Origin of the sequence: Sulfurovum iocasae (genome assembly GCF_047716765.1) — a bacterium.
Lineage (GTDB): Bacteria > Campylobacterota > Campylobacteria > Campylobacterales > Sulfurovaceae > Sulfurovum.
The window spans coordinates 1233419-1256419 of sequence record NZ_CP180410.1 but is presented as its reverse complement, the minus strand read 5'-3'; the positions used below and the strand labels follow the sequence as shown (position 1 = coordinate 1256419).

At 36.5% G+C, this 23001-nt stretch carries 30 protein-coding genes; 18 read left to right on the top strand and 12 right to left on the bottom strand.

Going from position 1 to position 23001, the window contains the following annotated elements:
- The first annotated feature begins 55 nt into the window (after positions 1-55).
- Positions 56-736 (top strand): diacylglycerol kinase family protein, encoded by a 681-nt coding sequence (locus ACLHDG_RS06100; protein ID WP_415408109.1) that lies wholly within the window; start codon positions 56-58, stop codon positions 734-736.
- 38 nt (positions 737-774) lie between these two features.
- Here the strand turns inward: ACLHDG_RS06100 and ACLHDG_RS06095 are convergent, their stop codons facing one another.
- Positions 775-1551 (bottom strand): c-type cytochrome, encoded by a 777-nt coding sequence (locus ACLHDG_RS06095; protein ID WP_415408107.1) that lies wholly within the window; start codon positions 1549-1551, stop codon positions 775-777.
- A 151-nt stretch (positions 1552-1702) separates the two neighbouring features.
- Here ACLHDG_RS06095 and ACLHDG_RS06090 point away from each other — a divergent pair, with 151 nt between their 5' ends.
- The 8 genes from ACLHDG_RS06090 to ACLHDG_RS06055 all read left to right on the top strand — a co-directional run bounded on the left by ACLHDG_RS06090 (position 1703) and on the right by ACLHDG_RS06055 (position 5561).
- Positions 1703-2008: a DUF134 domain-containing protein gene (locus ACLHDG_RS06090; protein WP_415408105.1), complete on the top strand. Its 306-nt coding sequence runs from the start codon at positions 1703-1705 to the stop codon at positions 2006-2008.
- Positions 2005-2376 carry a NifB/NifX family molybdenum-iron cluster-binding protein gene (locus ACLHDG_RS06085; protein ID WP_415408103.1) on the top strand — a complete coding sequence of 124 codons (372 nt, stop codon included), beginning with the start codon at positions 2005-2007 and terminating at the stop codon, positions 2374-2376. Before ACLHDG_RS06090 ends, ACLHDG_RS06085 begins: the two co-directional genes overlap by 4 nt.
- 8 nt (positions 2377-2384) lie before the next feature.
- Positions 2385-2933 carry a hypothetical protein gene (locus tag ACLHDG_RS06080; protein ID WP_415408101.1) on the top strand — a complete coding sequence of 183 codons (549 nt, stop codon included), beginning with the start codon at positions 2385-2387 and terminating at the stop codon, positions 2931-2933.
- On the top strand, positions 2933-3424 hold the full coding sequence (tsaA, locus tag ACLHDG_RS06075; protein ID WP_415408100.1) for a tRNA (N6-threonylcarbamoyladenosine(37)-N6)-methyltransferase TrmO: 492 nt from the start codon (positions 2933-2935) through the stop codon (positions 3422-3424). Before ACLHDG_RS06080 ends, tsaA begins: the two co-directional genes overlap by 1 nt.
- A gap of 18 nt (positions 3425-3442) precedes the next feature.
- Positions 3443-4177 (top strand): sulfite exporter TauE/SafE family protein, encoded by a 735-nt coding sequence (locus tag ACLHDG_RS06070; protein ID WP_415408098.1) that lies wholly within the window; start codon positions 3443-3445, stop codon positions 4175-4177.
- A 3-nt stretch (positions 4178-4180) separates the two neighbouring features.
- Complete coding sequence (locus tag ACLHDG_RS06065; protein ID WP_415408097.1) at positions 4181-4615, top strand: permease; 435 nt, start codon at positions 4181-4183, stop codon at positions 4613-4615.
- Positions 4612-5109, top strand: a complete 498-nt coding sequence (locus ACLHDG_RS06060; protein ID WP_415408096.1) for a permease — start codon at positions 4612-4614, stop codon at positions 5107-5109. The genes ACLHDG_RS06065 and ACLHDG_RS06060 overlap by 4 nt, the downstream gene beginning before the upstream one ends.
- Positions 5110-5210: 101 nt before the next feature.
- The gene (locus ACLHDG_RS06055; protein WP_415408095.1) at positions 5211-5561 is read left to right on the top strand and encodes a NifU family protein; all 351 of its coding nucleotides are present in this window, start codon (positions 5211-5213) and stop codon (positions 5559-5561) included.
- A 52-nt stretch (positions 5562-5613) separates the two neighbouring features.
- Here ACLHDG_RS06055 and ACLHDG_RS06050 read toward each other — a convergent pair whose 3' ends face one another.
- Genes ACLHDG_RS06050 through ACLHDG_RS06025 form a run of 6 tightly spaced genes read right to left on the bottom strand, consistent with a single transcriptional unit; the run spans position 5614 to position 10921 of the window.
- The gene (locus ACLHDG_RS06050) at positions 5614-5871 is read right to left on the bottom strand and encodes a cytochrome C oxidase subunit IV family protein (RefSeq protein ID WP_415408094.1); all 258 of its coding nucleotides are present in this window, start codon (positions 5869-5871) and stop codon (positions 5614-5616) included.
- Between the two features lie 9 nt (positions 5872-5880).
- Positions 5881-6480, bottom strand: coding sequence for a cytochrome c oxidase subunit 3 family protein (locus tag ACLHDG_RS06045; protein WP_415408093.1), 600 nt, complete (start codon positions 6478-6480; stop codon positions 5881-5883).
- Entirely contained in the window at positions 6473-7264 is a 792-nt protein-coding gene (locus ACLHDG_RS06040; protein ID WP_415408092.1) for a CbbQ/NirQ/NorQ/GpvN family protein, read from the bottom strand. The genes ACLHDG_RS06045 and ACLHDG_RS06040 overlap by 8 nt, the downstream gene beginning before the upstream one ends.
- Positions 7265-7276: 12 nt before the next feature.
- Positions 7277-9076, bottom strand: coding sequence for a nitric oxide reductase activation protein NorD (locus ACLHDG_RS06035; protein ID WP_415408091.1), 1800 nt, complete (start codon positions 9074-9076; stop codon positions 7277-7279).
- Between the two features lie 21 nt (positions 9077-9097).
- Positions 9098-10465, bottom strand: a complete 1368-nt coding sequence (locus ACLHDG_RS06030) for a cbb3-type cytochrome c oxidase subunit I (RefSeq protein ID WP_415408090.1) — start codon at positions 10463-10465, stop codon at positions 9098-9100.
- A 9-nt stretch (positions 10466-10474) separates the two neighbouring features.
- Complete coding sequence (locus ACLHDG_RS06025) at positions 10475-10921, bottom strand: c-type cytochrome (RefSeq protein WP_415408089.1); 447 nt, start codon at positions 10919-10921, stop codon at positions 10475-10477.
- A 135-nt stretch (positions 10922-11056) separates the two neighbouring features.
- On the opposite strand from ACLHDG_RS06025, the gene ACLHDG_RS06020 reads away from it, so the two are divergent.
- Positions 11057-11467: an RrF2 family transcriptional regulator gene (locus ACLHDG_RS06020; RefSeq protein ID WP_415408088.1), complete on the top strand. Its 411-nt coding sequence runs from the start codon at positions 11057-11059 to the stop codon at positions 11465-11467.
- Positions 11468-11542: 75 nt separating this feature from the next.
- Here the strand turns inward: ACLHDG_RS06020 and ACLHDG_RS06015 are convergent, their stop codons facing one another.
- The gene (locus ACLHDG_RS06015; RefSeq protein ID WP_415408087.1) at positions 11543-12499 is read right to left on the bottom strand and encodes a transporter; all 957 of its coding nucleotides are present in this window, start codon (positions 12497-12499) and stop codon (positions 11543-11545) included.
- A 174-nt stretch (positions 12500-12673) separates the two neighbouring features.
- On the opposite strand from ACLHDG_RS06015, the gene ACLHDG_RS06010 reads away from it, so the two are divergent.
- From ACLHDG_RS06010 to ACLHDG_RS05995, 4 genes are read left to right on the top strand one after another with little or no spacing between them, the layout of a single operon-like run.
- Positions 12674-13657, top strand: coding sequence for an ABC transporter substrate-binding protein (locus ACLHDG_RS06010; protein WP_415408086.1), 984 nt, complete (start codon positions 12674-12676; stop codon positions 13655-13657).
- Positions 13657-14442, top strand: a complete 786-nt coding sequence (locus ACLHDG_RS06005; RefSeq protein ID WP_415408085.1) for an ABC transporter permease — start codon at positions 13657-13659, stop codon at positions 14440-14442. The genes ACLHDG_RS06010 and ACLHDG_RS06005 overlap by 1 nt, the downstream gene beginning before the upstream one ends.
- Positions 14439-15182, top strand: a complete 744-nt coding sequence (locus tag ACLHDG_RS06000) for an ABC transporter ATP-binding protein (RefSeq protein ID WP_415408084.1) — start codon at positions 14439-14441, stop codon at positions 15180-15182. The genes ACLHDG_RS06005 and ACLHDG_RS06000 overlap by 4 nt, the downstream gene beginning before the upstream one ends.
- Positions 15182-16426 (top strand): NnrS family protein, encoded by a 1245-nt coding sequence (locus tag ACLHDG_RS05995; protein ID WP_415408083.1) that lies wholly within the window; start codon positions 15182-15184, stop codon positions 16424-16426. Before ACLHDG_RS06000 ends, ACLHDG_RS05995 begins: the two co-directional genes overlap by 1 nt.
- 79 nt (positions 16427-16505) lie before the next feature.
- On the opposite strand, the gene ACLHDG_RS05990 is transcribed toward ACLHDG_RS05995, so the two are convergent.
- The 4 genes from ACLHDG_RS05990 to ACLHDG_RS05975 all read right to left on the bottom strand — a co-directional run bounded on the left by ACLHDG_RS05990 (position 16506) and on the right by ACLHDG_RS05975 (position 19634).
- Positions 16506-16835 (bottom strand): hypothetical protein, encoded by a 330-nt coding sequence (locus ACLHDG_RS05990; protein WP_415408082.1) that lies wholly within the window; start codon positions 16833-16835, stop codon positions 16506-16508.
- A gap of 75 nt (positions 16836-16910) precedes the next feature.
- Positions 16911-17348, bottom strand: coding sequence for a hypothetical protein (locus ACLHDG_RS05985; RefSeq protein ID WP_415408081.1), 438 nt, complete (start codon positions 17346-17348; stop codon positions 16911-16913).
- A complete protein-coding gene (locus ACLHDG_RS05980; RefSeq protein ID WP_415408080.1) occupies positions 17332-18612 on the bottom strand; it encodes an ATP-dependent DNA helicase in 1281 nt (426 codons plus the stop codon). The genes ACLHDG_RS05985 and ACLHDG_RS05980 overlap by 17 nt, the downstream gene beginning before the upstream one ends.
- Positions 18609-19634, bottom strand: coding sequence for a ribonuclease T2 family protein (locus ACLHDG_RS05975; protein ID WP_415408079.1), 1026 nt, complete (start codon positions 19632-19634; stop codon positions 18609-18611). The genes ACLHDG_RS05980 and ACLHDG_RS05975 overlap by 4 nt, the downstream gene beginning before the upstream one ends.
- A 254-nt stretch (positions 19635-19888) precedes the next feature.
- On the opposite strand from ACLHDG_RS05975, the gene ACLHDG_RS05970 reads away from it, so the two are divergent.
- The 4 genes from ACLHDG_RS05970 (at position 19889) to ACLHDG_RS05955 (ending at position 22956) form a co-directional block, all read left to right on the top strand.
- On the top strand, positions 19889-20521 hold the full coding sequence (locus ACLHDG_RS05970) for a LysR substrate-binding domain-containing protein (RefSeq protein WP_415408078.1): 633 nt from the start codon (positions 19889-19891) through the stop codon (positions 20519-20521).
- A 27-nt stretch (positions 20522-20548) separates the two neighbouring features.
- Entirely contained in the window at positions 20549-21475 is a 927-nt protein-coding gene (locus ACLHDG_RS05965) for an HpcH/HpaI aldolase/citrate lyase family protein (protein ID WP_415408077.1), read from the top strand.
- Positions 21476-21477: 2 nt separating this feature from the next.
- A complete protein-coding gene (locus ACLHDG_RS05960; RefSeq protein WP_415408076.1) occupies positions 21478-22464 on the top strand; it encodes a lytic murein transglycosylase in 987 nt (328 codons plus the stop codon).
- Positions 22465-22533: 69 nt separating this feature from the next.
- The gene (locus tag ACLHDG_RS05955) at positions 22534-22956 is read left to right on the top strand and encodes a DsrE family protein (protein WP_415408075.1); all 423 of its coding nucleotides are present in this window, start codon (positions 22534-22536) and stop codon (positions 22954-22956) included.
- Positions 22957-23001 lie beyond the last annotated feature (45 nt).

Here is a 23001-nt window from a genome sequence, read left to right as displayed (position 1 = left end):
CCAAGATAAGTGTATGATAATAAATGAACCCTTTAAATAATCGTTAAGGATATAGATGAAAATACTTTCTATTGGCAAGAAACTACATCATGATGGGCTAAATATCACATTCATAGAGCCTTCTTCACTACGTGAGCATCACAATATAGAACTTTATACCTATATCATTATCAATGGTGGAGACGGCACCATAAGAAGAGTACTTAAACAACTGCACAACTTGAATAATATGCCTATCTTCATCCTCAATCCTACCGGTTCTTTTAACGTGGTTGCCAAGATCCATCGAGCACCCAAGATAGAGAAGGTTTTAGATGCCCTTGCAAACGGTGAGACACCCAAAACCCAAAAGCACCACCTCTTCAAACTTAATGATGAGATCTTCCTCTTCTCCGCAGGAAATATGGGAGATCTTCAACACATCTTCCTCTCAGAAACACTACGTTTTGGACCACTCAAGCATGGTATACTCAAGTATATCCTTGCAGTCATTCTCCTCATCCCTGCCCATGTGATCATGACACCTTTTATGTTGATGAGCAAAAGCAGGTTTTTTATCTTTACTCCTGCACGTTTCATTAAAAAGTTCGGTAGTTTTTACGGAGAGGTCAAAGAGATCACTATCGATCTGGAGAATGAATACAATATGTTGGAACTTGATGGAGACATCATCACTGTGCATGGAAAACATTTACATATCAAACAGGCAGGGAGTGTGCCTGTTGTTACCCAGTAGATATAGTAAAAAAACTATAGATAAGCCTAAAATAGGCTCTATTCAGCATATTTATCATAAAGATACTCAGCCAAGCCAGTTGATTCACTGTCTGTCATAGCACCTTTTAGAGATGGCATAAGACCAAAATCTTTGATGGCTTTTTTCCCGTAAAGAGATTTTCTCTTATCAGGTGCATCAATATAATCTTTAACAAAAGTGATGAATGCTTCTTTGGTTTTAGTTTCAGCTTTTAGTTTGTTAATAACATCTTTGGCATAGGGTGCTTCATATATATGTGTAACTTTACCACCAGATTCATCAACACCCACTACCGTAGTATGACAACTTGCACAATACTTGTTAAAAAGTACTTCATTTGATTTGGCCAATTGTGCTGATTTTTCATCTGCTTTAGAAAGTACAACTTTTTCCGCTTCTATCTTTTGTGGCTCTTTACCATAGCCACTATAAAGATAATCAGCTAATATGGTTGATTCACTATCAGTCATAACACCTTTTAGAGATGGCATAAGACCAAAGTCTTTAATAGCTTTTTTCCCGTAAAGAGATTTTCTCTTATCGGGTGCATCTATATAATCTTTAATAAAAGCGATGAACTCTTCTTTGGTTTTAGTTTCATTTTTTAGTTTATCTATAACATCCTTCGCATAGGGTGCTTCATATATAGGTGTAACTTTACCACCAGATTCATTGACCCCTACCACAGTAGTGTGACAACTTGCACAATAACTGGTGAAAAGTGCTTCTCCTGATTGAGCCAATAGTGTAGATGTAGCAAGCAGTGTAAACAGTGCAATGTTTTTTATTTTCATCTTATTAAACCTTTCATTATATTTACTAGAATTATATCATATATAATTTATATTTATGATAATTATAAGTTCTACCATTGACATATGCACATATGTTCGCTATAATCCATACCATATCTGGACATATGTCCACTATATAAAGGAGTCTATAATGCAATCTGGAAGAAGAAAAATTAGACGAAACATAGGAAGAGATCATACTCAAGTCTGCTTTAAACCCTGTGGTATAAAAAGAGATCAGCTTGAAAGTATGATCATTGACGAAGATGAGATGGAAGCACTTAGACTTAGTGATTTTGAAGGTTTATACCAACAAGAGTGTGCAGATAAAATGGGGATTTCTAGAACGACCTTTTCCAGACTCATTGAAAATGCACGTAAAAAAATTTCTGATGCACTGTTGCACAATAAGGCGATCTCAATTACAAAACAAAATGAATTCAAGGAAAAAAAATGATAGCAATACCGTTAAAACTAAACAAAGAAAATTCAGCAGTAGCACCACTATTTGGCAAAGCAAAGTGGTTTGCCTTTGTAGAAAATGGAAATATAATAATAGAGAAGAATGAGGCACAAGGTGGCTCAGGCGTTGTAAAATGGCTACTGGGAAAAGGTGTGAAGACACTTATCATGCAAAAAATGAGCCAACCACCCTATCAGCTGATCAAAGAGGAAGGAAGCATCACTATTTTTTATGTGGGTTCCGATAGAATTGAATTACCAGAGGCACTTAAGAGATATGAAGCTAATGAGTTGGTCATACTTGACGATACCAATGCTCCAGATATCGTCAAGTCTCATGAGAGACAACATCAACAACAGTAAGGAATAAAATGAAATATATTTACACTATACTCGCGATCGTTATTATCTATTTTGTAGGTAATGATATCTATAAGCAAAATACAAAAACAGTAGCAGGAGCAAAAAGCACTCGACTTGCCTGCCATAAAACTTGTAAAGTTTTTGAAAGGACTTATGATGCTGAATTGCTTAAAAAAGCACAGGAAACAGTCCAAGCTGGAGAGTACAAACTCACTTCTAGCATCAAACAAGCTAAGTTCATGGAAACACAGATGTTTAAGTATGTTCAACTTGAAAAGGTTGACCAAATGGTAAAAGATGCCATCGAGACGAGAAAGCAGGCTGATGCAAAGGCAGATGGAAAAGTACATATAGATTACTATATTTATGAAAACGACAAAGCAGACCCAGGTAAGAAAACAAAGAAAAGTAAACTCTATGCAGGCTTCTTACGTTTTATCTTAACCTATAATGGTAAAAAATTCTACTCTGTGCAGGCAGATTTCATGAACTTGGAAGGTGAAGATATTCCAAAGAGTGTTGAGTGTGCCATAGAATCATTTATGACGGCATCATAATGACTTTTGAACTTAAACAAATCGCCACTGTCTGTTCACCCTTTTGTGACCTTGTCAATATGCCTGTGCAGCCAAAAGGTGCAAAAGATGTCTATGCTACGATAGAGTTTAAAGAGGAGTATGTAGAAGGGTTAAAAGATCTTGACGGCTTTTCACATGTCTATCTCATATACTATTTTCACAAAGTCAAAGAACCGAAACTCTCTGTCATCCCTTTTAATGACATGACCCACACACCAAGAGGTGTATTTTCAACAAGAACACCTATGCATCCAAACAGCATGGGACTCTCAGTAGTAGAACTGGTTAAGGTTGAAGGAAATATCGTGACCATCAAGGGGGTAGATATCTTAGATGGCACCCCTCTCCTGGATATCAAGCCTTATATTGAAAATTTTGATAAAGTAGAAGGTGAGGTAAGATCAGGCTGGATGAAAGCAAGTTTGGACGAAGTAAGCGGCAGAAAATCAGATGATCGGTTTATCCAATAGTGATAATAGTTAGCAGACATGATTGAATATCAATTATATTTTATTTTAACCTTGTTTTTATCAACCATCTTTGCCATCGCAGGGCTTGGTTCTGCTGTCGCATTGGTACCTGGTCTAAATATCGCCGGTCTCACTTTTGATCTTTCACGAGCAAGTGGTCTCTTCGTCAACTCAGTCACTACTATCACCACTAGCTATCTCAATTTAAAAAAACAACTCTTTGATCTTACTTTTGTGGCACCACTGGTAATAAGTTCCGTGATCTTTGCCTATATCGGTGCCCAGATCTCATTTCTTGTAGATACAGAGATCGTAAAAACTGTTTTTGCCTATACGCTTTTGATTATTGCTTCGATGATCTTGTTTTTTAAAAAACCTTCCGTAGAAAGATCAACCAAGAGAAACCGAGCCATTCTACTCTTTGCAGGTTCTATCGGTGGGATATTTTCCGGTTTTTTAGGCATAGGAGGCGGTTCTATCATCTCTCCTATACTGCTTCTTTTTGGGTATGATGCCAAAAAGATCGCTATTGGTATCTCTTTTGTGATACCATTCTCTTCTATCGTTGCCTTTATCAGCTATGCCAACCACATTGAGCTTGACTATCTGCTTTTGGCTATAGTCGGAGTGGCTGCCTATATCGGTGGGATGATAGGAAACTATATATTGCACTTTAAGATCTCATCTCAAATGATCAAGAAAATATTGGCTCTAGCTTTGTACACGATCGCAATTAAAATGCTTTTAGGATAAATAATGAAATATGAGACTCTCACACTCAAAAAAGCTTTTACAAAAGCTCTCATAAGTTTTATTTCCATTACCCCTATGCTGATCGCTGTGATGGGATTGGTAGGACTAATGCAGATCTATATCACCCCAGATATACTCTCTACTTTTTTTGGATATGGCTCTCTTGTAGATACGCTTGTAGGAACATTGGCAGGAGCGATCTCCATGGGACAAGGGATGATCAGCTATGTGGTAGCCGAAGGACTTATGGAACAAGGTGTTTCACACTATGCACTCAGTGCTTTTATTCTTGCCTGGATAACTCTGGGGTTTGTACAACTTCCGGCTGAAGCGAGTGTTTTTGGTCTGAAATTTACCTTTTATCGTAATGTTTTAACACTCATCTCTACGATCATCATCGCTTATGCCACAGTACTCACTGTTGGAGCAGTCTCATGAAGATACCATTTAAAGGAATGAAGTTTCTGATCATCGTGCTTATAGCCTATATAGTTCTTCTGCTTGTAGACACGTCCAATACCCTGTCTGCACTTCAAAAAAGTGCTTCTATACTCCTGTCACTCTTGCCATTGTTTCTCCTTATTATCACACTTACAGCACTGATAAATTATTTTCTAAAACCAAAACAGATCATAAAGCACTTTGGGAAAGAGAGCGGAGCAAAAGGGGTATTTTATGCACTGGTCGGCGGTATTATCAGCCATGGCCCGATGTATGCATGGTATGGTATGCTGCAGGATATGCGCTCTCATGGACTCAAAGACGGATTGATAGCAACCTTCATGTATGCACGTGCAGTTAAACTGCCACTTTTACCGTTTATGATTGATCTATTTGGTCTCTTGTTTACCATCGTCATGACACTCTATATTCTGATCGCTTCTGTACTTCAGGGGAAAGTCATAGATGCCTTAGAAAAGAAGAAGTCTTAACCAAATTTATATAATACAAATTAAATAAGAGTATTTTAGTCTTATTTAAGAAAATCTATACTATCATACTAACTTATAATAAACATAATAAAGGATAATATATGATGCCATTTACAGATGAAGAATTATACCATGCAGTAGAAAACAACCTCACTAAGGTAAGTGCTTATGTAAGCTCACATGGTGGGAATATCCACTTAAAAGGTGTAAAAGACGCCATTATTTACATAGAACTTGGTGGTACATGTCATGGCTGTTCCATGAGTTTAATGACAACCAAGATGGTTGTACGACGAGAGCTTAGAGAGTTGATCCACCCTGAGTTGGATGTGATCAATGTTGATGGTACGCCAGAAAACGAGCTTCCTGAGGATTGTTATAGAGAAGAAACTGAACCTACAGTAGAAGTAGAAAAAGAAGGCTTGATGGACAAAGTTAAAAAACTTTTTTAGATAATAGTGCAGAGTCTAATGACTCTGCACAAAACTACTCTTATTGATATACTTAGTTATAGGGTAGATAATAAGCCACTGCAATTAATGAAATAACAACACCTAACCATATAGTTGGTATAAGTCTATATTTTAATTGAACATCTTTTAAACCCATAAAGTAATCAATAACAAGTTGCCCTTTTATAAATGTAGTTAAGAGTAAAACAGCAACAAGAGCTGTGCTTACATATTTTAAGTACCCCAACAAATAAGCAAAAGTTGTAAGTATTACTAAAACGATCCAGACAACTTCTAAAGTTTTTTTCATTTTATGCCCTTATCTTATTATATAAATGAGTGGAAAAAGTACAATCCACAATAAATCTACCATATGCCAGTATGATGCACCAGTCTCAAAACCCCTGTAATCATCTGGTGTATAACCATATATTTTTGTCTTTTGATAGATATTAAATAAAATAACTGAGCCTAAAAGTACATGCATAAAATGAAAACCTGTCAAAAGTATATAAAACATAAAAAATTTATTTGTACTCAGGTTGATTCCCTCTCCAAAAATATGAGAAAATTCTGTTATTTTAATCATTAAAAAAGCGACTCCACATATCATGGCAAATAGGAGCCATTTTGATGCTTTAATATTAAATTCTTTATAACTCTTTTGTGTCATACTTTTAATACTATTAACAGCTTTTACAACAAAATAACTGCTTGTAATTAAGATAAATGTATTGATAAAGCCTGCTGTTTGATTTAATAATAGTTGTGAGTCATTAAATAGTTGAATATCAGCTCTTCTTGAAAAAGCATAGCCTATAAACAGTAGTGCAAAGGTAATGAGTTCAACATAAATAATAATCCAAATCGCAAAATCGCCAGGAGGGTATTTCTCTTTTAAAGTGATACTTTTAGACATTTGAACTCTTTAAAAAATGTAAGGAAATAAGCTTTTCAAGTACTTCTAAGACATCATCTTCATCACTAAGTGACTCTACTATAGAGTGCATACAGGCTTGATATGGGTCAAACCCTTTTGTGATTAATTTTCCAGCATAAATAAGCAATCTTGTTGAGACTGCTTCTTGAATATCTGTATCGTCCAGTTGTCTGATCTCTCCCGCGATATCCACAAGTTTTTGTGCTGTATCATCATCAACTCCACTCTCTTTTATGATCACTTCTTTTTCTATTTCTGATTTTGGGTAATTAAAACTAAGTGAAATAAACCTCTGTTTTGTACTTGGTTTCATCCCTTTTAAAACATTTTGATAGCCTGGATTGTACGATACAACCAGCATAAAGTCAGGATGAGCTTCTATCACTTCACCCGTCCTGTCTATAGGTAAAACTCTACGATAATCTGCTAATGAATGCAGTACAACAGTCGTATCTTTTCTAGCTTCTATAATCTCATCAAGATAACAAATACCACCATTTCTTACAGCTTTAGTCAGAGGTCCATCTTGCCAATAGGTACCATTTTCATCTATGAGATGGCGACCCACTAAATCTGCTGCACTTAAATCATCATGACAAACCACTGTGTAAACATCTCGTCCAAGTTCTTCACCCATAGCTTCAATGAATCTGGTTTTGCCACAGCCTGTTGGACCTTTGATTAAAATAGGCAAGTCCATTTGTGCAGCAGCCTTAAAAAGTTCCACTTCATTGGATTGAGGTAAATAATAAGTTTTTGACATTTTTTTCCTTTTTTATTTCGTTAAATTTATATACACTTCAGTAAGTATTTTTGGTAATTTCTGACCATCTCTTACCACTGCATAGCCATTTCTTCCAAATAGATAGCCTAGATACTCTTTGGCATCAAGATCAACAGTAATACAAAAAGGGGTAATACCTTTTTGTTTCACCTCTTCAATTGCTTTTTTTGTATCTTCTATGCCATATCTTCCATCATATCTGTCTTCATCATTTGGCTTACCGTCACTGATGATCAAGAGTAGTTTATTGGCACTTTGCTGTTTATCTAAGATCTTTGCAGACTCTCGTATGGCTGCACCCATTCTAGTATAATATTCTGGTCTGATCGTGTCTATTCTCCCACGGATCAAATCATCGTATTTGTCTTTGAAGTTTTTTATAATGCTAAAATATACTTTTTTATTTTGCAGTGATGAGAAAGTATAGATGGCAAACTTATCTTGGAGTTTTTCCAAGGCTTCACTAAATACCATAAGAGAATCTTTTATGACATCTATTATCCTTACCTCTTGTGTGATACCACCTTCAGTAGAGAGTGAAATATCTGCTAAAATAAGTGTAGCCATATCTCTTGTCTTTTTTTCAAAAGTCGTATAAAACTTTTGATGATGCATTGATTTATTTTGATGCCCGCTATACTCGATCCAACTATCCATATTTATCTCATCTCCATAAGGAAGATTGTCATTTTTTATACGGTCAAGTGCCAACAGGTCCAACTCTCCCTGGATTTTTCGTACCGTTTTTCTTAATCTTTTGGGTAATTCTATAGGTATGACATTGGTTGTTACTTGAGGTAAAATACGAACATAATTTATAAGGTATTCACTTTTAAGATAATCCCACTCATCTATGTAATGACCTTTGCCAAGTGGATAGATAACAGTTGTATCGGGTTGTAACTCTAAATCCATTTTAATACGTGATGATAAATTTGCCTGTTTCTGCCCTATGGTTATCTCATCCAGATCTTCGGCATGATAGAGTGCATCTTCATCAAAGCTGTCATCTTCCATTCTATCTACATTTACCTGCTCAAAAATACTCATTAAAGATTCTGGTAAAAAAGCTAAGAAACCATCTGTTTCATGTTTATCATCTATCTGATTGGTCTGTTTTTTCATTTCAAGAGTATCAGTTTGGTCTTTGTCTTCTTCTCTTGTTGGGTCTTCTTGTTCCCCATCACCTGTGTTATTTGCTTTGTTTAAAGTTAAGGCAGAAGGATATATCCACATAGGATTTGGGTAATCATTTATTAGATCTTTATTGGTTTGGCTTTCTAAGGATTTAATAAATGATAATTGTTCATATTTATCCATCAAATATTCACTGGCACTCTCATAAAATATTTTAAAACCACTATATTTATGGGTGAGATAGAGCATTGCAGTTTGATTCTGATCTATGAGATTTTCATCTGTGACATTAACCCTTGTTGACATAGCTATAAGCCAATAATAGAGCATCTCATTTTGTTCTTTTGTAGGAAAATACGCAAATGATGCAGGCAGATAGATAGAATCTTCATCTTGCCATGTAAGATAGAACTCTTTACCCAAGAATGATATTTTTTGCAATAAGGTTCGTGAAGTATCGACATATCTTTTATCTGTCACTTGTAGATCTTTACCTTTTTCACCACCGAGGAGGTGATGAAAAATGTTTAATGACTTACTAATATCGGCGAAATACACTCTCTCATCTTCATGAAATTTGTGCACTTTTTTGTTTAGGTATTTATCCCAAACTTTACCAATACTCTCTTCAAGTTCAAGCCAATAATGAATCATGTTAATCTATCCCAGACACTGTTACGCTTCTTCTTTTACAAAGAAACTATAAAAGTAAGTAAACAGTCCTAGAAGAACAAGTACTCCAAATCCGGCACGAATCACAAAAATACTTGAAATTGATTCTGCTGATTCCATAAATCCTATAAGATCAGTTCCTACTCTTGAATCAATAATTTGAACAATTCCAGCAGCACTTAGAGCCAATGTAAGACCCATCATACCGATATTCATCATCCAAAATGAAGTTAACTCTACGTTTTGTGCCTTTTTACAATTACCATGAGGACGACCTCTTAAAATAGGCATTGCATAAGAGATCACAGTAAATACGATCATGACATACGCACCATAAAAAGACAAGTGTCCATGTGCAGCAGTAAGCTGAGTACCATGCGTATACATATTAACAGGTGCTAAGGTGTGAAAGAATCCCCAAACTCCAGCTCCAATAAATGCCATAACCGCAGTCCCTTTTGCCCAAGTAAGTGCCATCTCATTGTCATGTTGAATTTTTCTGTCTCTTGCCATAGTAAATGCAAAAAGAATCATTAAGAAAAATGGCAAAGGTTCAACAGCAGATGAGATAGACCCGATCCATAACCAGTACTCAGGAGCACCCATATAGAAGAAGTGATGTCCAGTCCCTAATATACCAGAAACCATAGTCATAGCAATGATCAAATATAACCATTTATCGATATGCTCTCTATCAACACCAGTAACTTTAATAAGTACAAATGCCAAAATAGCACCCATTATAAGCTCCCAAGTAGCTTCAACCCATAAGTGAACAGTAAACCACCAGAAGAATTTATCCATAACAAGATTATCTGGAACATAAAACGCAAACAAAAAGAATACAGCAAGACCTAGTAAACCAGTAAGTAAAACCGTTGTAATAACAGTTCTTCTCCCTTTCAGTACAGTCATACCTGTGTTAACTATATATGATACAACCACAAGTACTATACCAACTTTTGTAGGCAGTGGTTGTTCTAAAAACTCTCTACCCATAGTAGGTAAAAGTTCATTAAACGTAATCTCTGTCAACGTTGCGTAAGGTACAAATAGGTAACCTAAAATTGTAGCAACACCAGCTACTAAGAATACCCAAAAAGTAACCATAGCTAATTTTGGACTCCAAAGTTCTCTTTCCGCTTCTTCAGGAATCAAGTAATAAGTAGCACCCATAAAACCAAATAATAAAAGTACTATCAATAAATTTGTATGTACCATTCTTAAAACATTAAATGGAATTAACGGGAATAAGAAATCACCATATACATACTGTATTGCCATAAGCAAACCAAATAAAATCTCTCCTGCCAGAAGAATCAATGCAAAAATAAAATACGGTTTTGCGACCGCTTGTGAAGTATATTTCATAAATTCTCCCTACCCTTCAATTGTTGGTGGCCAGTCATTGGCATTTACTTTTGATGTCCAAATCAAGAAATCAGAAAGGCTATCTACCTCTTCATTGCTTAAATTAAATTGTGGCATCTTTCTTCTATCTGGTACAGCTAACGGCTGTGCCGCCATCCAACCTTGCATATATGCTTTAAAAGTTACTTCGTCTGAAGCCCCTCTTCTATTAAATACATTCATAAGTTCCGGTGCATAATATGCTCCTTCACCTATAATGGTATGACAACCAACACAGTTGTAATTTTCCCAAAGTTTTTTACCCGCTACAACATTTTCAGTCATATTTACTTCATTTGATCGTTCCGGTATTTGATGTACAGTGTCAAAAGTAAGAGCAATAAATATTAACAGTGCAAATGTACCACCACCATAATAAATATTTTTAGCCATACTTTTCGTTATACGCTCAGTCATAGATAATCCTTTTTTAAATTCTACCTTTAAGTAGTAATTGAAATATTAGCAAGATTTTATTAATTCTACCTTTAAGTAGTAATTAAAATATTTATATTATAATATGACGTATAAATGAAGATATAAAGGGGTCACATGCAATTGAGTAATACATCACAATATGCTATAAGAATTTTAGCTTATATGGCAGATAAAAAAGATTCTCAACTTAATGCTACAGAATTAGCTGAGATACTCTATATACCTTATAAGTTTTTGACTAAAATCATGACTGATCTTGTGAAAGTTGATTTAGTAGAGTCCATAAGAGGAAGAGAAGGCGGATATAAATTAAAAAAGAAAAGCTCCGATATAATGGTTGGTGATATTTTAGATGTGTTTAATGATTCCATTAAAGATGAGCAATGTGTCTTAGGTATAGGATTTTGTAATGGTATGTGTAAATGTGCCCTTCACGATCAATGGATGGAACCAAAATTGCTGCTGCAAAAAATGTTTCGAGAATCAAGCTTAGAAGATATTGCCGGACGAGGATGTAAAATATAATGTTAATTTATATATTTTAGCAGCAAAGATTAATACATTGAACTGTAGAGCTATTCACCCCGCAGTAATCTACGATTAAAACAAATATCCAAACCGAACAATAAAACGTTCTTTCTCTAATGGTTGATACTCTTTCACATTTTTATGAAGCAAAAATGACATACCGACATCCAAGTGTATTTTAGGCTTTCCAAACGGTAAAAACTGCACTTGAGGTGTTAGGTACCCAACTGTACCACTAAATGCTTTAAATGGCAACATTTGGCGTAATATTGGATTCGTATCCTGACCCATATCTGTTTTAGAATTGTATTTTCCATTATACTCAAGCCCTACGTTAAACTTGTCAGTAAGCGCATGCATGTATCCTATATCATAACTAAGCTCATTTCCAAAGTCATAATCATGTTCTGCTTTAGGTCTATAGGTAAACATAGTACCAGCATCTAGTCTCCCGCCGTCAAATAGTTTTGATACCCCTACTCCCAGTTTATATTCTGCCTTACCTGTTCCCATTTGTGTAGGCATAGGTGTATTAACATTGAGAGCAAAGGGTGGTGCTTTTATAAATCCATCATCAGTAGAACCTGTAGGAAGTTTAACACCAAATTTTAAAGCAGTCTGATAACCATCCTCTTTCATATCAGTTAACTTATATCTTCCCATTACTATGATATCACCTATGCCACTATTGTCTATGGCTACATCATTTGGACCAAGTTTTGCGGTAGCTTCTATATGCTTATGAGGTACTGCCAAAGCTATATTAAAAGTATCAGATATCCCATAGTTCAATAGCAAAAGATTAATATTTACCGCAGCATCTAATTGCTCTAGGTTGGGTACTTCGCTTGAACCATCAAACATACTATTACGGTCAAAGTGCATATATTTATAGACCATCTTCATCTTCCCTTCTGGAAGAAGTATCCCTCCACCTTTAGAGTTGATGCCTGGCATTATGTCTGCACTAAGATTAGTATATCCCAAAATTAATCCTAGAGAGAGTGCTGTTATTTTTATTCTTTTCATTTTAAATTTCCTTGATATTATAAATTTTATATATTATATGATAATGACACTCAGAATTATAAAATAAATACCCTTAAGTAAAGTTAAATGATAACAATTATTATTTTTAACTATTCTTTAAGGAATATTATCATACTGTAACAATAATAGTTATCAAAATAATAAGGAAACCAAATGTTTAAAAAAATAATCTTAGCTTTTACTCTCTTGTTTGTACTCAATGTAAGTGCAGAAGAAATAAAAAAAGTAGAAAACCTCATCCTGTCTGGTCCAATGTCTTCAGTTTCTCACCCTCTCATACATATGATAGAAACAGGTGCTTTGAATGATGTGGCCGAGAAGGTTGAGTTCAAACTTTGGAAGAGTCCTGATGAGTTGAGAGCATATACTTTAAGAGGCGGGGCTGATTTTATGGCTGTGCCCACCAATGTTGCTGCAAATCTCTATAATAAAGGGGTGGATATAAAACTGCTCAATGTCTCTATTTGGGGCATACTCAACATGCTTACACGAGACAAAACAAAAAAAACACTCAAAGATTTTGTAGGGTGTGAGATAGCAATGCCGTTTCGTGCCGATATGCCAGACATTGTTTTTGAAGAGATAGTCAAGAAACAAGGATTAGATCCTAAAAAAGATTTTAAACTTCGCTACCTTAGCTCTCCTATCGATGCGATGCAAATGTTGATACTTCGACGTGTTGACCATGCACTCCTGGCTGAACCTGCAACTTCTATAGCATTGCGTAAGACAGGGTCATTTCCTTTGAAACTTATTGCTCCTGATCTGTACCGTGGTCCAGACTTACAAAAAGAGTGGGGAGAAGCATTTAAGGTAGAGAGTAAAATTCCTGAAGCGGGTATGGCTGTGATCGGTAATATGATCAAAAATGAGCATGTGATCAAAAGATTTAATGAAGAGTATGCAAAATCTTTAGCCTGGTACAAAGCCAACCCAAAAGAGGCTGGAGAGATGATGGTCAAAACCATTCCTATGCTGGATGCAGAAGGTGTAGCTGACAGCATCGCGCATACACAACTGGATGTTGTATCTGCTAAAGATGCAAGAAAAGATTTAGAGTTTTTCTATGATATTCTAAAATCCAACAATCCCAAAACGATTGGTGGAAAACTTCCGGATGAAGGGTTTTACTACTAATGAAATTTATACTGAAAATACTCAAAGACTTCCCTGCATACTTATGGAGTGGCTGGGGAGCTGTGGCTTCTATCTTGCTCTTTATAGCCTGTTGGGATGTGGGAAACCAGATCTATGGAAACTTGGTTCTCCCCTCACCTCTTGAAACCTTTAAAACTTTGTCTCAAATGCTTCAAGATGATGCGGTTTGGGCAGAGATAAACATTACGCTTTATCGCGCTTCTATTGGTTTTGCACTCTCTTTGGTTCTGGGAACAGTTCTTGGTCTTATAGCAGGTTTCTTTGCAACAGCTTCTATGATGAGCCGTCCTATTGTGACTATATTGGTGGGTATGCCACCTATTGCATGGATTGTTTTAGCGATGATATGGTTTGGAATGGGTGACGAGACGGTTATATTTACCGTGATCGTTGCCTCTTTTCCTATCATATTTGTAGGAGCATTGCAAGGGACACGAACACTGGAGGATGACCTACAAGAGATGGCTGACAGCTTTAAACTGCCTTGGCATATGAAGTTTGTTGATGTCTATTTCCCTCATATCTTCTCTTATGTTTTCCCTGCATGGGTGAGTGGTCTTGGTATGGCTTGGAAGATCGTTGTGATGGCTGAACTCTTAGCCACGAGTGATGGTATAGGTGCATCACTTGCAGTAGCTAGGAGTCAGTTAGATACACCAACTGCGTTGGCATTAGTGGTTATTATGATCGGGTCTTTAATGTTTATCGAATATATTATTTTAGAGCCTATTAAAAGAGAGGTTGAGTTATGGAGAAGCAAATGAAAAATGAAAAATTAAACGTTACAAAGTTAAATCATCATTTTGGATTTACAGAGATATTAAGAGACATCAACTTTACTTTGGAAAAAGGAGAAGTACTTAGTATCGTGGGTCCCAGTGGTGGAGGTAAAACTACTCTGCTTCATCTCTGTGCAGGACTGCTTGATGTTGAAGAGGGGTCTGTAGAGAATAGTTTCACAAGCAGCTCCTTTGCCTTTCAGGAAGACCGGCTACTGCCTTGGAAAAATGTCATAGACAACATTGCCCTTGGTCTCTTAGCCAAAGGGGTAGACAAAAAATCTGCCATAGAACAATCCAAAGAGATCGCACTTGTCTTTGGACTCGAAGAAGAGGACTTTGATAAGTTCCCTAAAGATCTGAGTGGAGGAATGAAGCAGAGGGTCAGTTTTGCCAGAGCATTGGTAGTGAAGCCCTCATTGCTTTTTCTCGATGAGCCCTTTTCGGCACTGGACATTGGACTTAAAAAAGAATTACAAACTGTTCTGATAGAGATGATCAGCAAAAAAGAGATAAGCATACTTTTTATCACCCATGACCTCATGGAAGCGATCCGTCTGAGTGATGAAGTTTTACTACTCAAAGCAGACCCCGGGCATATTGTAAAAAAATTCAACTATGACCTGCCACAAGAGCATAGGGATGATAAGTTCATCTATGCAGAGACTGCAAAGATATTGCAAAATGAAGAGATTATAAGTACATTTGAATTGGAGCTAAAATAATGGAAGAGATCAAAGAAGAAAAATTACACGCTACAAACCATTATCTCCATTACCCTGATGAGAAAAATGTACCAGCATATTTAGCGTATGGATTTAGACCGGTATTTTTACTCCTTGCACCCTACTTGGTACTCTCTATGCTTTTATGGGGTCTTGTTTGGAGCGGGATGATAAACATACCATTTATGAACGATACGCTTACATGGCATGTATATGAAATGTTATTTGGGATACTCACAGCTGGTGTTATGGCATTTTTAACCACTGGATTGCCTGAACTTTTTCCCGGTACTGTTCCATTTATCGGTAAGCGACTTAAATACATTATGATCTTATGGGTTGCCGGACGCTTAAGCTTTTGGTTTATAGATATTACAGGTGTGTATGTCGCTGCGATTTTAAACCTTGCAATGCTGGGTTGGCTTATATGGTTTGCGAAAGATGTAGTACTTGACAGACTTCAAAGACATGCAAGTTTAGGCTATGCTCTTGTAGCTCTGTTTATCATTGAGACATGGTTCTTCGCTGCTCAGGCAGGTTTTGCACAAACCCCTGCCATGGATATACTCAAGATCGCTTTGGGTGCACATGTAGTGCTTATCTTACTTGCAATGAGAAGAGTAAATATGGAAGCAGTTAATGAGCTTATGGAAGATAAAGATATAGACGACATCTATATCGCACGACCACCTTTGACAAATCTGGCTGTTTTCACCGTCATACTCTTTACACTTGTAGAGTTCCTTTATCCTGAAAACTCTGCTTTAGGCTGGTTGGGCTTAGCCACGGGTGCTGCCATTTTAGCCATCACAAGTGATTATAATTTAGAAGATAAATTTATTTGGAATCAGCCTTATATCCTCTATCTTTCAGCTATTTTTGTATTGATAGGTTCAGGGTATGCTTTGATGGGGTGGGATATACTCAATGATGATATTTACGGTATTAATCACTTTAGACACTTTATTACAACGGGAGGGTATGGACTTACCTACTTGATGATCATGATCATCATCGGGTGGATACATACAGGGCGACATTTGACATCAAATATCTACACACATCTGATGGTGATCTTGATCATCGTTGCCACACTTATGAGAGGTTTGATCCCATTTTTTGAAGCCTATACAAGTGAGCTTTATCTTTGGTCCGCTATTATTTGGACCATTCCTTTTATCTTGTATATTAAAGTATTTTTTGGATTTTTGGTTGCGCCAAGAGCTGATGGGATCAAGGGGTAAGAAGTAAAAAAGCTACTTGGAGTTGTTATCCTCCTGTAGCTTCCTCCGTATAGTGATTTGATTGAATATTTACAGCGTTCTATAAAGCATTCAGTCTATCTTGTATTTCACTTTTCTTTTTTTCATAAGCATCAACTATATCTTTCGAGGCAACACCTTTACATCTATTTCTCACTTCAGCAATGCTTAGCTTCATTTCCCCTAATGTCGTCTTATAATACGCTATCTGATCTTTTTCCCCAAGACTTTCAATAAAGGATTGATCTGCACTATTGTTAGCCTTTACAATCGTATCCCAAAATGATGTTTCAGCCCTTTTACAGACTCCAAATTTGTACCCCTCAGCATTTGTTGTTGTTGTAAATGCGAGAGTAACGAGTGCAGTTAGTAGTATTTTAGTTAATTTCATTTCTTTCCTTTTAATGGTAATTATTTTTATATTCTTATCTTAGCAAATTATTTCTAATATCTGCCTCTGATAGTGTTATTTGGAACTATTATTCTCTTGTGGCTTTTTTAATTCATGCGTTTTATAATGCTCATCAAACCACTCAGGTATCTCAAACTCTGTCTCTATAAGAACCTGAGCATAGTCTCTCATCTCTTCCTCTGTGAGTTCAAGCTTTGGCATCACACCAAACAGTTTAACCGCAGGCTTCATCAAAGTACGCTCTTTACTCGGAGCAGCTAAAAAGGTTTTTATGCGTTCCATAGCCACGGTCATATTACCGTCAGTCAGTCGCAGATAGACTTGATTGACCGCAATGAGTGGTGGGGCTATTTTATTTTTCTCATAGGTATCATGACAGGACATACATGCTTTTTCAAAGGCATAAAGTACTTTTTCATCAACATGGGCATTGAGTGTAGTCCATACAAATAGAGTGTATATAAAAAGCTTTTTATTATTTTGTCTTTTCATAATACTCTATCACCCGTTTATCTACATTGATCACCCTACTCAAATACTGTGTCAGATCTCCCTTGTTAAAATCCAACTTCAACTTTTTAGGATCTATCGCACGTGAGATAGCTACATAAAACTGGCTAGGTGCAAAGATATTATCTACGTTACACACCAAGTTGTCTATGCTCATTCCTTGTGATTTATGAATGGTAACGGCATAGGCTAGCTTCAAAGGGAACTGTGAAAGTGTAGCAAGAGACATCGTCTCTATGGTACCATCATCCGTGACTACCATGTCAAGCAGGTCAAACTCATGTCGTTCTACCCTGACAAACTCATCTTCTTTCTCTACGATGAGATGGTCTTCCTCTATCTTCCTGAGTGTACCTCTCTCACCGTTTACAAATTTACCCCATTTATTCACCGTAAAAAGTATGGGAACACCCTCTTTAAGTGTGAGTTGCTCAGAGATAGGCAGCATATTTTTCCAGCCAGCCAGCTTCTTCTCATGCACTTTTCCAAACATTTCGATATTTGCGAAGAGTATAGTCTCTTCTGTATCAAGTTCATTGATCTTAGCTCTGTTGGTCTGCTCTACTTCAAGATTGCGACCATACAGGTATGTCGGGTCTTTCTCCATCCCTTCTGTGTTCCAGAGTCTTGTCATATAATTTACTACTTCTTCATCACAGAGCCCTTTTCGCACTTTGGAAAGGATATGCGTAAACTCTGCATCTGTGGTACGCTTCATCTTGCTTAACTCTATAACCATTAAGTCAAAGCGTTCCCATGCCATACTCTCAAAGGCATAGAGTTTAGCTCCAAAGACATCATTTCTACCATTTTGTTTCTGTACGGGTGGCAACTGAAAGAAATCTCCAACAAAAAGCACTTTCCCGAGGTAACCGTAGTTGTTCAGCCTATACGCTATCATATCGAGTAGGTCCGTACTCACCATAGAGATCTCATCGATAATGATAAGATCTGTAGCTTTGAGTACTTTTTTGAGATCAGAGAGCCTTTTTTTCGCTCGTTTATCTCCTGCTGCCAATTCATCAAAGTTGGAAGCTATGCCAAAGACAAAAAAGCTATGTACTGTAAAACCACCAATGTTCACTGCACTTACTCCCGTAGAACCCAAAGAGACCACTTGCTTGCCTCTTTTACGGTAATCAGAGATCACCTCATTGGTTATGTAACTCTTCCCTACTCCTGCACCACCAGTAAGAAAGACATTGGAATGCTTCAGTGCTTCTAATACTTCTACTTTATCGCTCAAAATCCAGCCCTGTCTATAAGCCCTTTTTGACAACGGCTCCGTATCGGTTTTCCTCGTTTTAAAAGTACAGAGAGGTCATCACTTCCACTGCCAAGGTGTAGCCAAAGTTCTGTGATAAGTCCTTTTTTACACTTCATCTCTACTCGCTTCCCTGCACCAATACCGAAACTTCTGTCAAACAGATGTCTTACCTGTTTAAGTGTCACATGCTTACCGATATTCTTAGTAAAGAAATCTCCTACTTTAGAATCATTTATCTGCTCTGTCAGAGAAATGGCATCACGAAAATATCTGTCTGCCTCTGTCCCATAACAAGTACCATGTTTTATCCATTCATGCTTATGAAGATCAGAAGCATATCCCGGCATCACTTTTTCTAACCTATCTTCAGTCTCTTCATCCATAGCCAAGCAGGGTAAGTCACGCCACTGTTTATGTTTATCAGCAGCAACCAAGCTTTTATCAACGTTGCAATATATCTTACTTTTAGGCTGCGGCCATAGTCCATGTAATACGAAATGCTTCTCTCTATACTTACCTTTTCCAAAAGGAAGCAAAGATCTTTTACACTCTTTTCTATACCGATGTGTTTCACAAAAAGCATTATGCCAACTCAATGCCAAGAGATTATGTTGTGAGAGTTTTGGATTATTATATTCATATTTTTTAGTATCTTTCGTTAAATCCACGTTTACAGAAGCTTTTGAAAGTTCATCTTCTATACTTACGACTCCACTCTCAACTTCTTTAACATTCATTGGATTGGAACCATTTCCACTCTTAGAAAAACACTCATCATCCACCCATCTCTGGGCCGGCTGTTCACCTTTTATAAGAATAAGAGCCTGTCCTTTATGGTACTTAAGTATGGTATATTTTTGTGTAGTATTCAGATGTACAGCATGTGTATTTTTACTGTGTTTCATATTGTTGAATGCAGGGCACTCTTTGGTTGGGTAAGCGTCATGCCTCGCCAATAATGAAACAGTGAAAAACATACATACTAAAAAGAGTTTATTCATTTCCTGGTGCCTTAATATTTTTAAAGTATTATACTGTAATAGTTACATAAATACTGTGGTCTCTATTTCAATAAAAGTAAGATTCATATTTTTGATTGATCATGTCAAATAAACTTAACAAGTTTTTTCATGCTCCGTAAATTATTGGTAAAAAAATTTATACAGCAACAAAAATCTTATTTTTGCAACAAACAAAGCAAACCATAAGAACTACTACCTTATCATTTAGATTATAAGAATTATAAGGTCAATTAATGAATAAATCATTCAATTTAGGAACATCACCTACTATCGGTACACATATTCTTCCAGGTGATCCTCTGATAAATATTAGTGAAAGGCTCAATAGTAAAATAAAGTTGACTATCGCCACATGTGATAAGATCATTGAAGGTGTCAAAAAGAAAGAACTTGACCTTGGACTCATAGAGTCTCCTATCTTTGATGATGCACTGGTCTACAAAGAGTGGATGGAAGATGAGTTGGTCGTTTGTTCAAAAATACCTCTGCAAGAGCCATTGGGAGAAGATGAATTGAGTCACTGCAAACTGCTTTGCAGAAATGTTAACTCCCCTACCAGAGTATTTATCACACACTTTTTTGAAGAGTTGGGACTCTCTTATGAAACTTTCGATTCCTTATTTGAAATTGATAATGCCACTTCAGCAATACAGGGCATCAAGTGGTCAAAGCCAAACAGTGAGCACCCTACTGTGACGATCGTCTCTCAACTTGCTATAGAAGATGAACTTGACAAGGAGGTACTATTCCAGTCACGTATCGAAAACAAACCCATGTACAGAAAATTCTATCTGATATATGATAAGGATGCTAAAGATTACTCCTATGTTGAGGATGTCATTAAATATCTGCAAGAGGGGCAGTAATTAAATATTTTTTGCTATCATAACTCTATGATTTTCAATGACTTAAACTTTTTAGAGAACCTCCCGTTAGAAACGTATCCAGATCACTTTGGTACAGTCAAAAAGCCAAAGCACAGATCAAAACGCTTTCGTTCAAACATGATGCTGAACCCTCTCAATCTTAAACACCTTAACCGTATGGATGAGAGTGATGCAGATATGATCACTCTTAATCTTGAAGATGCCATTGCTCCCTCTCGTAAAAAAGAAGCCCTTTACAACATTGCTCTTTTTCTCTCACATATGGAAAAGTCTAACTCTTTCATCATCGTGCGAACCAATCCTCTGGGTGAAGGTGGAGCTGAGGAAATAACTTTTCTCAATAATTTTGGTTTTGATGCGATACGTGTAGCTAAAGTAAAGAACCAAACAGAAATAGCCCAGGCACTTACCCTGCTCTCTAAAGATAAAGAGTTACATATCTCACTGGAGACAAAAGAAGCTTTTGAGAACTTAAGTACTCTTCGCATAGATGAACGCCTTACAACGGCAAATTTAGGCATCTTAGACCTACTGACATCCCTTGGGTTGCCCCAGTCCATAGTCACGCTTAAAAACCCTACCATAGACTACATTCTCTCTAAGTTTTTAGTCGATGCCAAAACAGCAGGCATACACCCAATCTCTTTTATGTTCCAGGAGTACAATGACACAGAGACCTTCAGAGCATGGTGTGAGCATGAGAAAATGATGGGCTTTGAAAGTAAAGCCTGTATGGGTCCGAAGCAAGTTCAGATAGCCAATGAAGTTTTTAGTATTAATAAATATTATTTAGAGAGGGCTATGCATATTAAAAATGTTTTTGAAACTAATGCAGCTAAAGGTATTAATGGATTCATGGATGATAAATATGGATTCATAGATGAACCTATCTATCGAGACAGCCTATTGATACTAAATAATATACAAGGATAATAATGAAAATATTCAAACTACTATTACTCACCGCACTACTACCATTTCTTCTGATGGCAAACGATGACAGACCCCCTATCCCCTATAATTACCTAGCTAAAAAAGAGGTACAGAACTTCATCAATATGATGGTAAAAAAATACCATTTCAAACGTTCCTATATGACTTCTGTAATGAAACATGCAAAACTGGATAGAGATACTTTAGCCAGATACACCGGCAGGTATAAAGTAGGAACAACAAATGGTTCATGGGAACGCTATAAAGCGCATGTGCTTGACAAAGAAAGTTTAAGAAAAGCAAAGAAATTTAAAAAGCAATACTACAGAACGTTACGCAGAGCCAGTAAACAATATCATATAGATATGAACTATATTGTTGGATTCATAGGTGTAGAGAGCAAATTTGGAGAATACACGGGTGATTATAATATACTTGACTCCTTGGCAACTCTGGCATTTCATCCAAATCGTATGAAAAAGTTTTTTAAATCCGAATTCAAAAATCTCTTTTTGTTTGCACGTGAAAAAGGTTATAAAATTACCAAGCTCGAAGGTTCTTTTGCCGGAGCTATGGGCTGTGTACAGCAAGTACCTTCTGTTGCCCGTAAACACAGATCGGATTTTAATGGTGACGGTATTACTGATCCCTGGGATCTAGAAGATTGTATTGGATCTATTGCAAAATTCATGCATCAGAACAAATGGCGCAATGGAAACATTGTTGCAGTTCCGACAAACTTCAAGGGAAAACGTTTTAGTAAGCTTAAAACCAGCCATAGACGTACCATTGCAACTAAGACCATACATAAAGCTGGTATCAAGCCTACAAAGCCATTTAATGAGTCCAGAGCTTACCTATTAAAAACACGTAACACAACACACGATGACATTTGGATGGCAGGAAGAAACTTTAAAGTACTTACACGCTACAACAATTCAACATCTTATGGTATGGCGATACATCTCATTGCAATGTCTGTAAAATGAATCCACTGAATAATTAAAAGGATAAATAATGAAAAAGACAATGAATTTTTAGTATTTACTACTGTTTTTATGTATGCAACAGATCATAACATTCACAAAGCCGTATTTGACCTGACAAGCGAAAATGCCAAAGTACTTAAAGATAAAGTTGTTTGGAATATTCGTATGATCAGTGATAAAATGAAAGATCAAAACAAAACACTGAAGAGTATTATTGTTATATCTGGTGATGCTTACAAGTTTTTCATCAAAGATCTAAAAAACTCACCATACAATACCATAGATGTTATCGCTGCACAACAAAAGCTGGAACCTATACTCTCTGATCTTCAAAAAAATTATGATGTTCAGTTTCATATGTGTTCAGCTGGGATGAAAAAACGAAATATAACTCCTGCAACCCTATACACGTATATTGAACACAAAAAAAATAAAGTCCACTACCTCATAGAAGCACAAAATAATGGCTTTGCCTATATACCTTTTCACTAAAACTGGTGAGAAAGAGATAAAGTATCTGCCATAGGATCTCTCTCT

Coding starts and splice junctions, on each gene's coding strand:
- ACLHDG_RS06000 (WP_415408084.1), top strand. CDS start 14,439: ATGAAAAATGAAAAATTAAACGTTACAAAGTTAAATCATCATTTTGGA.
- ACLHDG_RS06035 (WP_415408091.1), bottom strand. CDS start 9,076: ATGATTCATTATTGGCTTGAACTTGAAGAGAGTATTGGTAAAGTTTGG.
- ACLHDG_RS06045 (WP_415408093.1), bottom strand. CDS start 6,480: ATGTCTAAAAGTATCACTTTAAAAGAGAAATACCCTCCTGGCGATTTT.
- ACLHDG_RS06065 (WP_415408097.1), top strand. CDS start 4,181: ATGAAATATGAGACTCTCACACTCAAAAAAGCTTTTACAAAAGCTCTC.
- ACLHDG_RS05955 (WP_415408075.1), top strand. CDS start 22,534: ATGTATGCAACAGATCATAACATTCACAAAGCCGTATTTGACCTGACA.
- ACLHDG_RS06050 (WP_415408094.1), bottom strand. CDS start 5,871: ATGAAAAAAACTTTAGAAGTTGTCTGGATCGTTTTAGTAATACTTACA.
- tsaA (WP_415408100.1), top strand. CDS start 2,933: ATGACTTTTGAACTTAAACAAATCGCCACTGTCTGTTCACCCTTTTGT.
- ACLHDG_RS05965 (WP_415408077.1), top strand. CDS start 20,549: ATGATTTTCAATGACTTAAACTTTTTAGAGAACCTCCCGTTAGAAACG.
- ACLHDG_RS06100 (WP_415408109.1), top strand. CDS start 56: ATGAAAATACTTTCTATTGGCAAGAAACTACATCATGATGGGCTAAAT.
- ACLHDG_RS06055 (WP_415408095.1), top strand. CDS start 5,211: ATGATGCCATTTACAGATGAAGAATTATACCATGCAGTAGAAAACAAC.
- ACLHDG_RS06025 (WP_415408089.1), bottom strand. CDS start 10,921: ATGACTGAGCGTATAACGAAAAGTATGGCTAAAAATATTTATTATGGT.
- ACLHDG_RS06080 (WP_415408101.1), top strand. CDS start 2,385: ATGAAATATATTTACACTATACTCGCGATCGTTATTATCTATTTTGTA.
- ACLHDG_RS05985 (WP_415408081.1), bottom strand. CDS start 17,348: ATGAAAAGACAAAATAATAAAAAGCTTTTTATATACACTCTATTTGTA.
- ACLHDG_RS05970 (WP_415408078.1), top strand. CDS start 19,889: ATGAATAAATCATTCAATTTAGGAACATCACCTACTATCGGTACACAT.
- ACLHDG_RS06015 (WP_415408087.1), bottom strand. CDS start 12,499: ATGAAAAGAATAAAAATAACAGCACTCTCTCTAGGATTAATTTTGGGA.
- ACLHDG_RS06005 (WP_415408085.1), top strand. CDS start 13,657: ATGAAATTTATACTGAAAATACTCAAAGACTTCCCTGCATACTTATGG.
- ACLHDG_RS06085 (WP_415408103.1), top strand. CDS start 2,005: ATGATAGCAATACCGTTAAAACTAAACAAAGAAAATTCAGCAGTAGCA.
- ACLHDG_RS06060 (WP_415408096.1), top strand. CDS start 4,612: ATGAAGATACCATTTAAAGGAATGAAGTTTCTGATCATCGTGCTTATA.
- ACLHDG_RS06020 (WP_415408088.1), top strand. CDS start 11,057: ATGCAATTGAGTAATACATCACAATATGCTATAAGAATTTTAGCTTAT.
- ACLHDG_RS06030 (WP_415408090.1), bottom strand. CDS start 10,465: ATGAAATATACTTCACAAGCGGTCGCAAAACCGTATTTTATTTTTGCA.
- ACLHDG_RS05995 (WP_415408083.1), top strand. CDS start 15,182: ATGGAAGAGATCAAAGAAGAAAAATTACACGCTACAAACCATTATCTC.
- ACLHDG_RS05960 (WP_415408076.1), top strand. CDS start 21,478: ATGAAAATATTCAAACTACTATTACTCACCGCACTACTACCATTTCTT.
- ACLHDG_RS06010 (WP_415408086.1), top strand. CDS start 12,674: ATGTTTAAAAAAATAATCTTAGCTTTTACTCTCTTGTTTGTACTCAAT.
- ACLHDG_RS06095 (WP_415408107.1), bottom strand. CDS start 1,551: ATGAAAATAAAAAACATTGCACTGTTTACACTGCTTGCTACATCTACA.
- ACLHDG_RS05975 (WP_415408079.1), bottom strand. CDS start 19,634: ATGAATAAACTCTTTTTAGTATGTATGTTTTTCACTGTTTCATTATTG.
- ACLHDG_RS06090 (WP_415408105.1), top strand. CDS start 1,703: ATGCAATCTGGAAGAAGAAAAATTAGACGAAACATAGGAAGAGATCAT.
- ACLHDG_RS06070 (WP_415408098.1), top strand. CDS start 3,443: ATGATTGAATATCAATTATATTTTATTTTAACCTTGTTTTTATCAACC.
- ACLHDG_RS06040 (WP_415408092.1), bottom strand. CDS start 7,264: ATGTCAAAAACTTATTATTTACCTCAATCCAATGAAGTGGAACTTTTT.
- ACLHDG_RS05990 (WP_415408082.1), bottom strand. CDS start 16,835: ATGAAATTAACTAAAATACTACTAACTGCACTCGTTACTCTCGCATTT.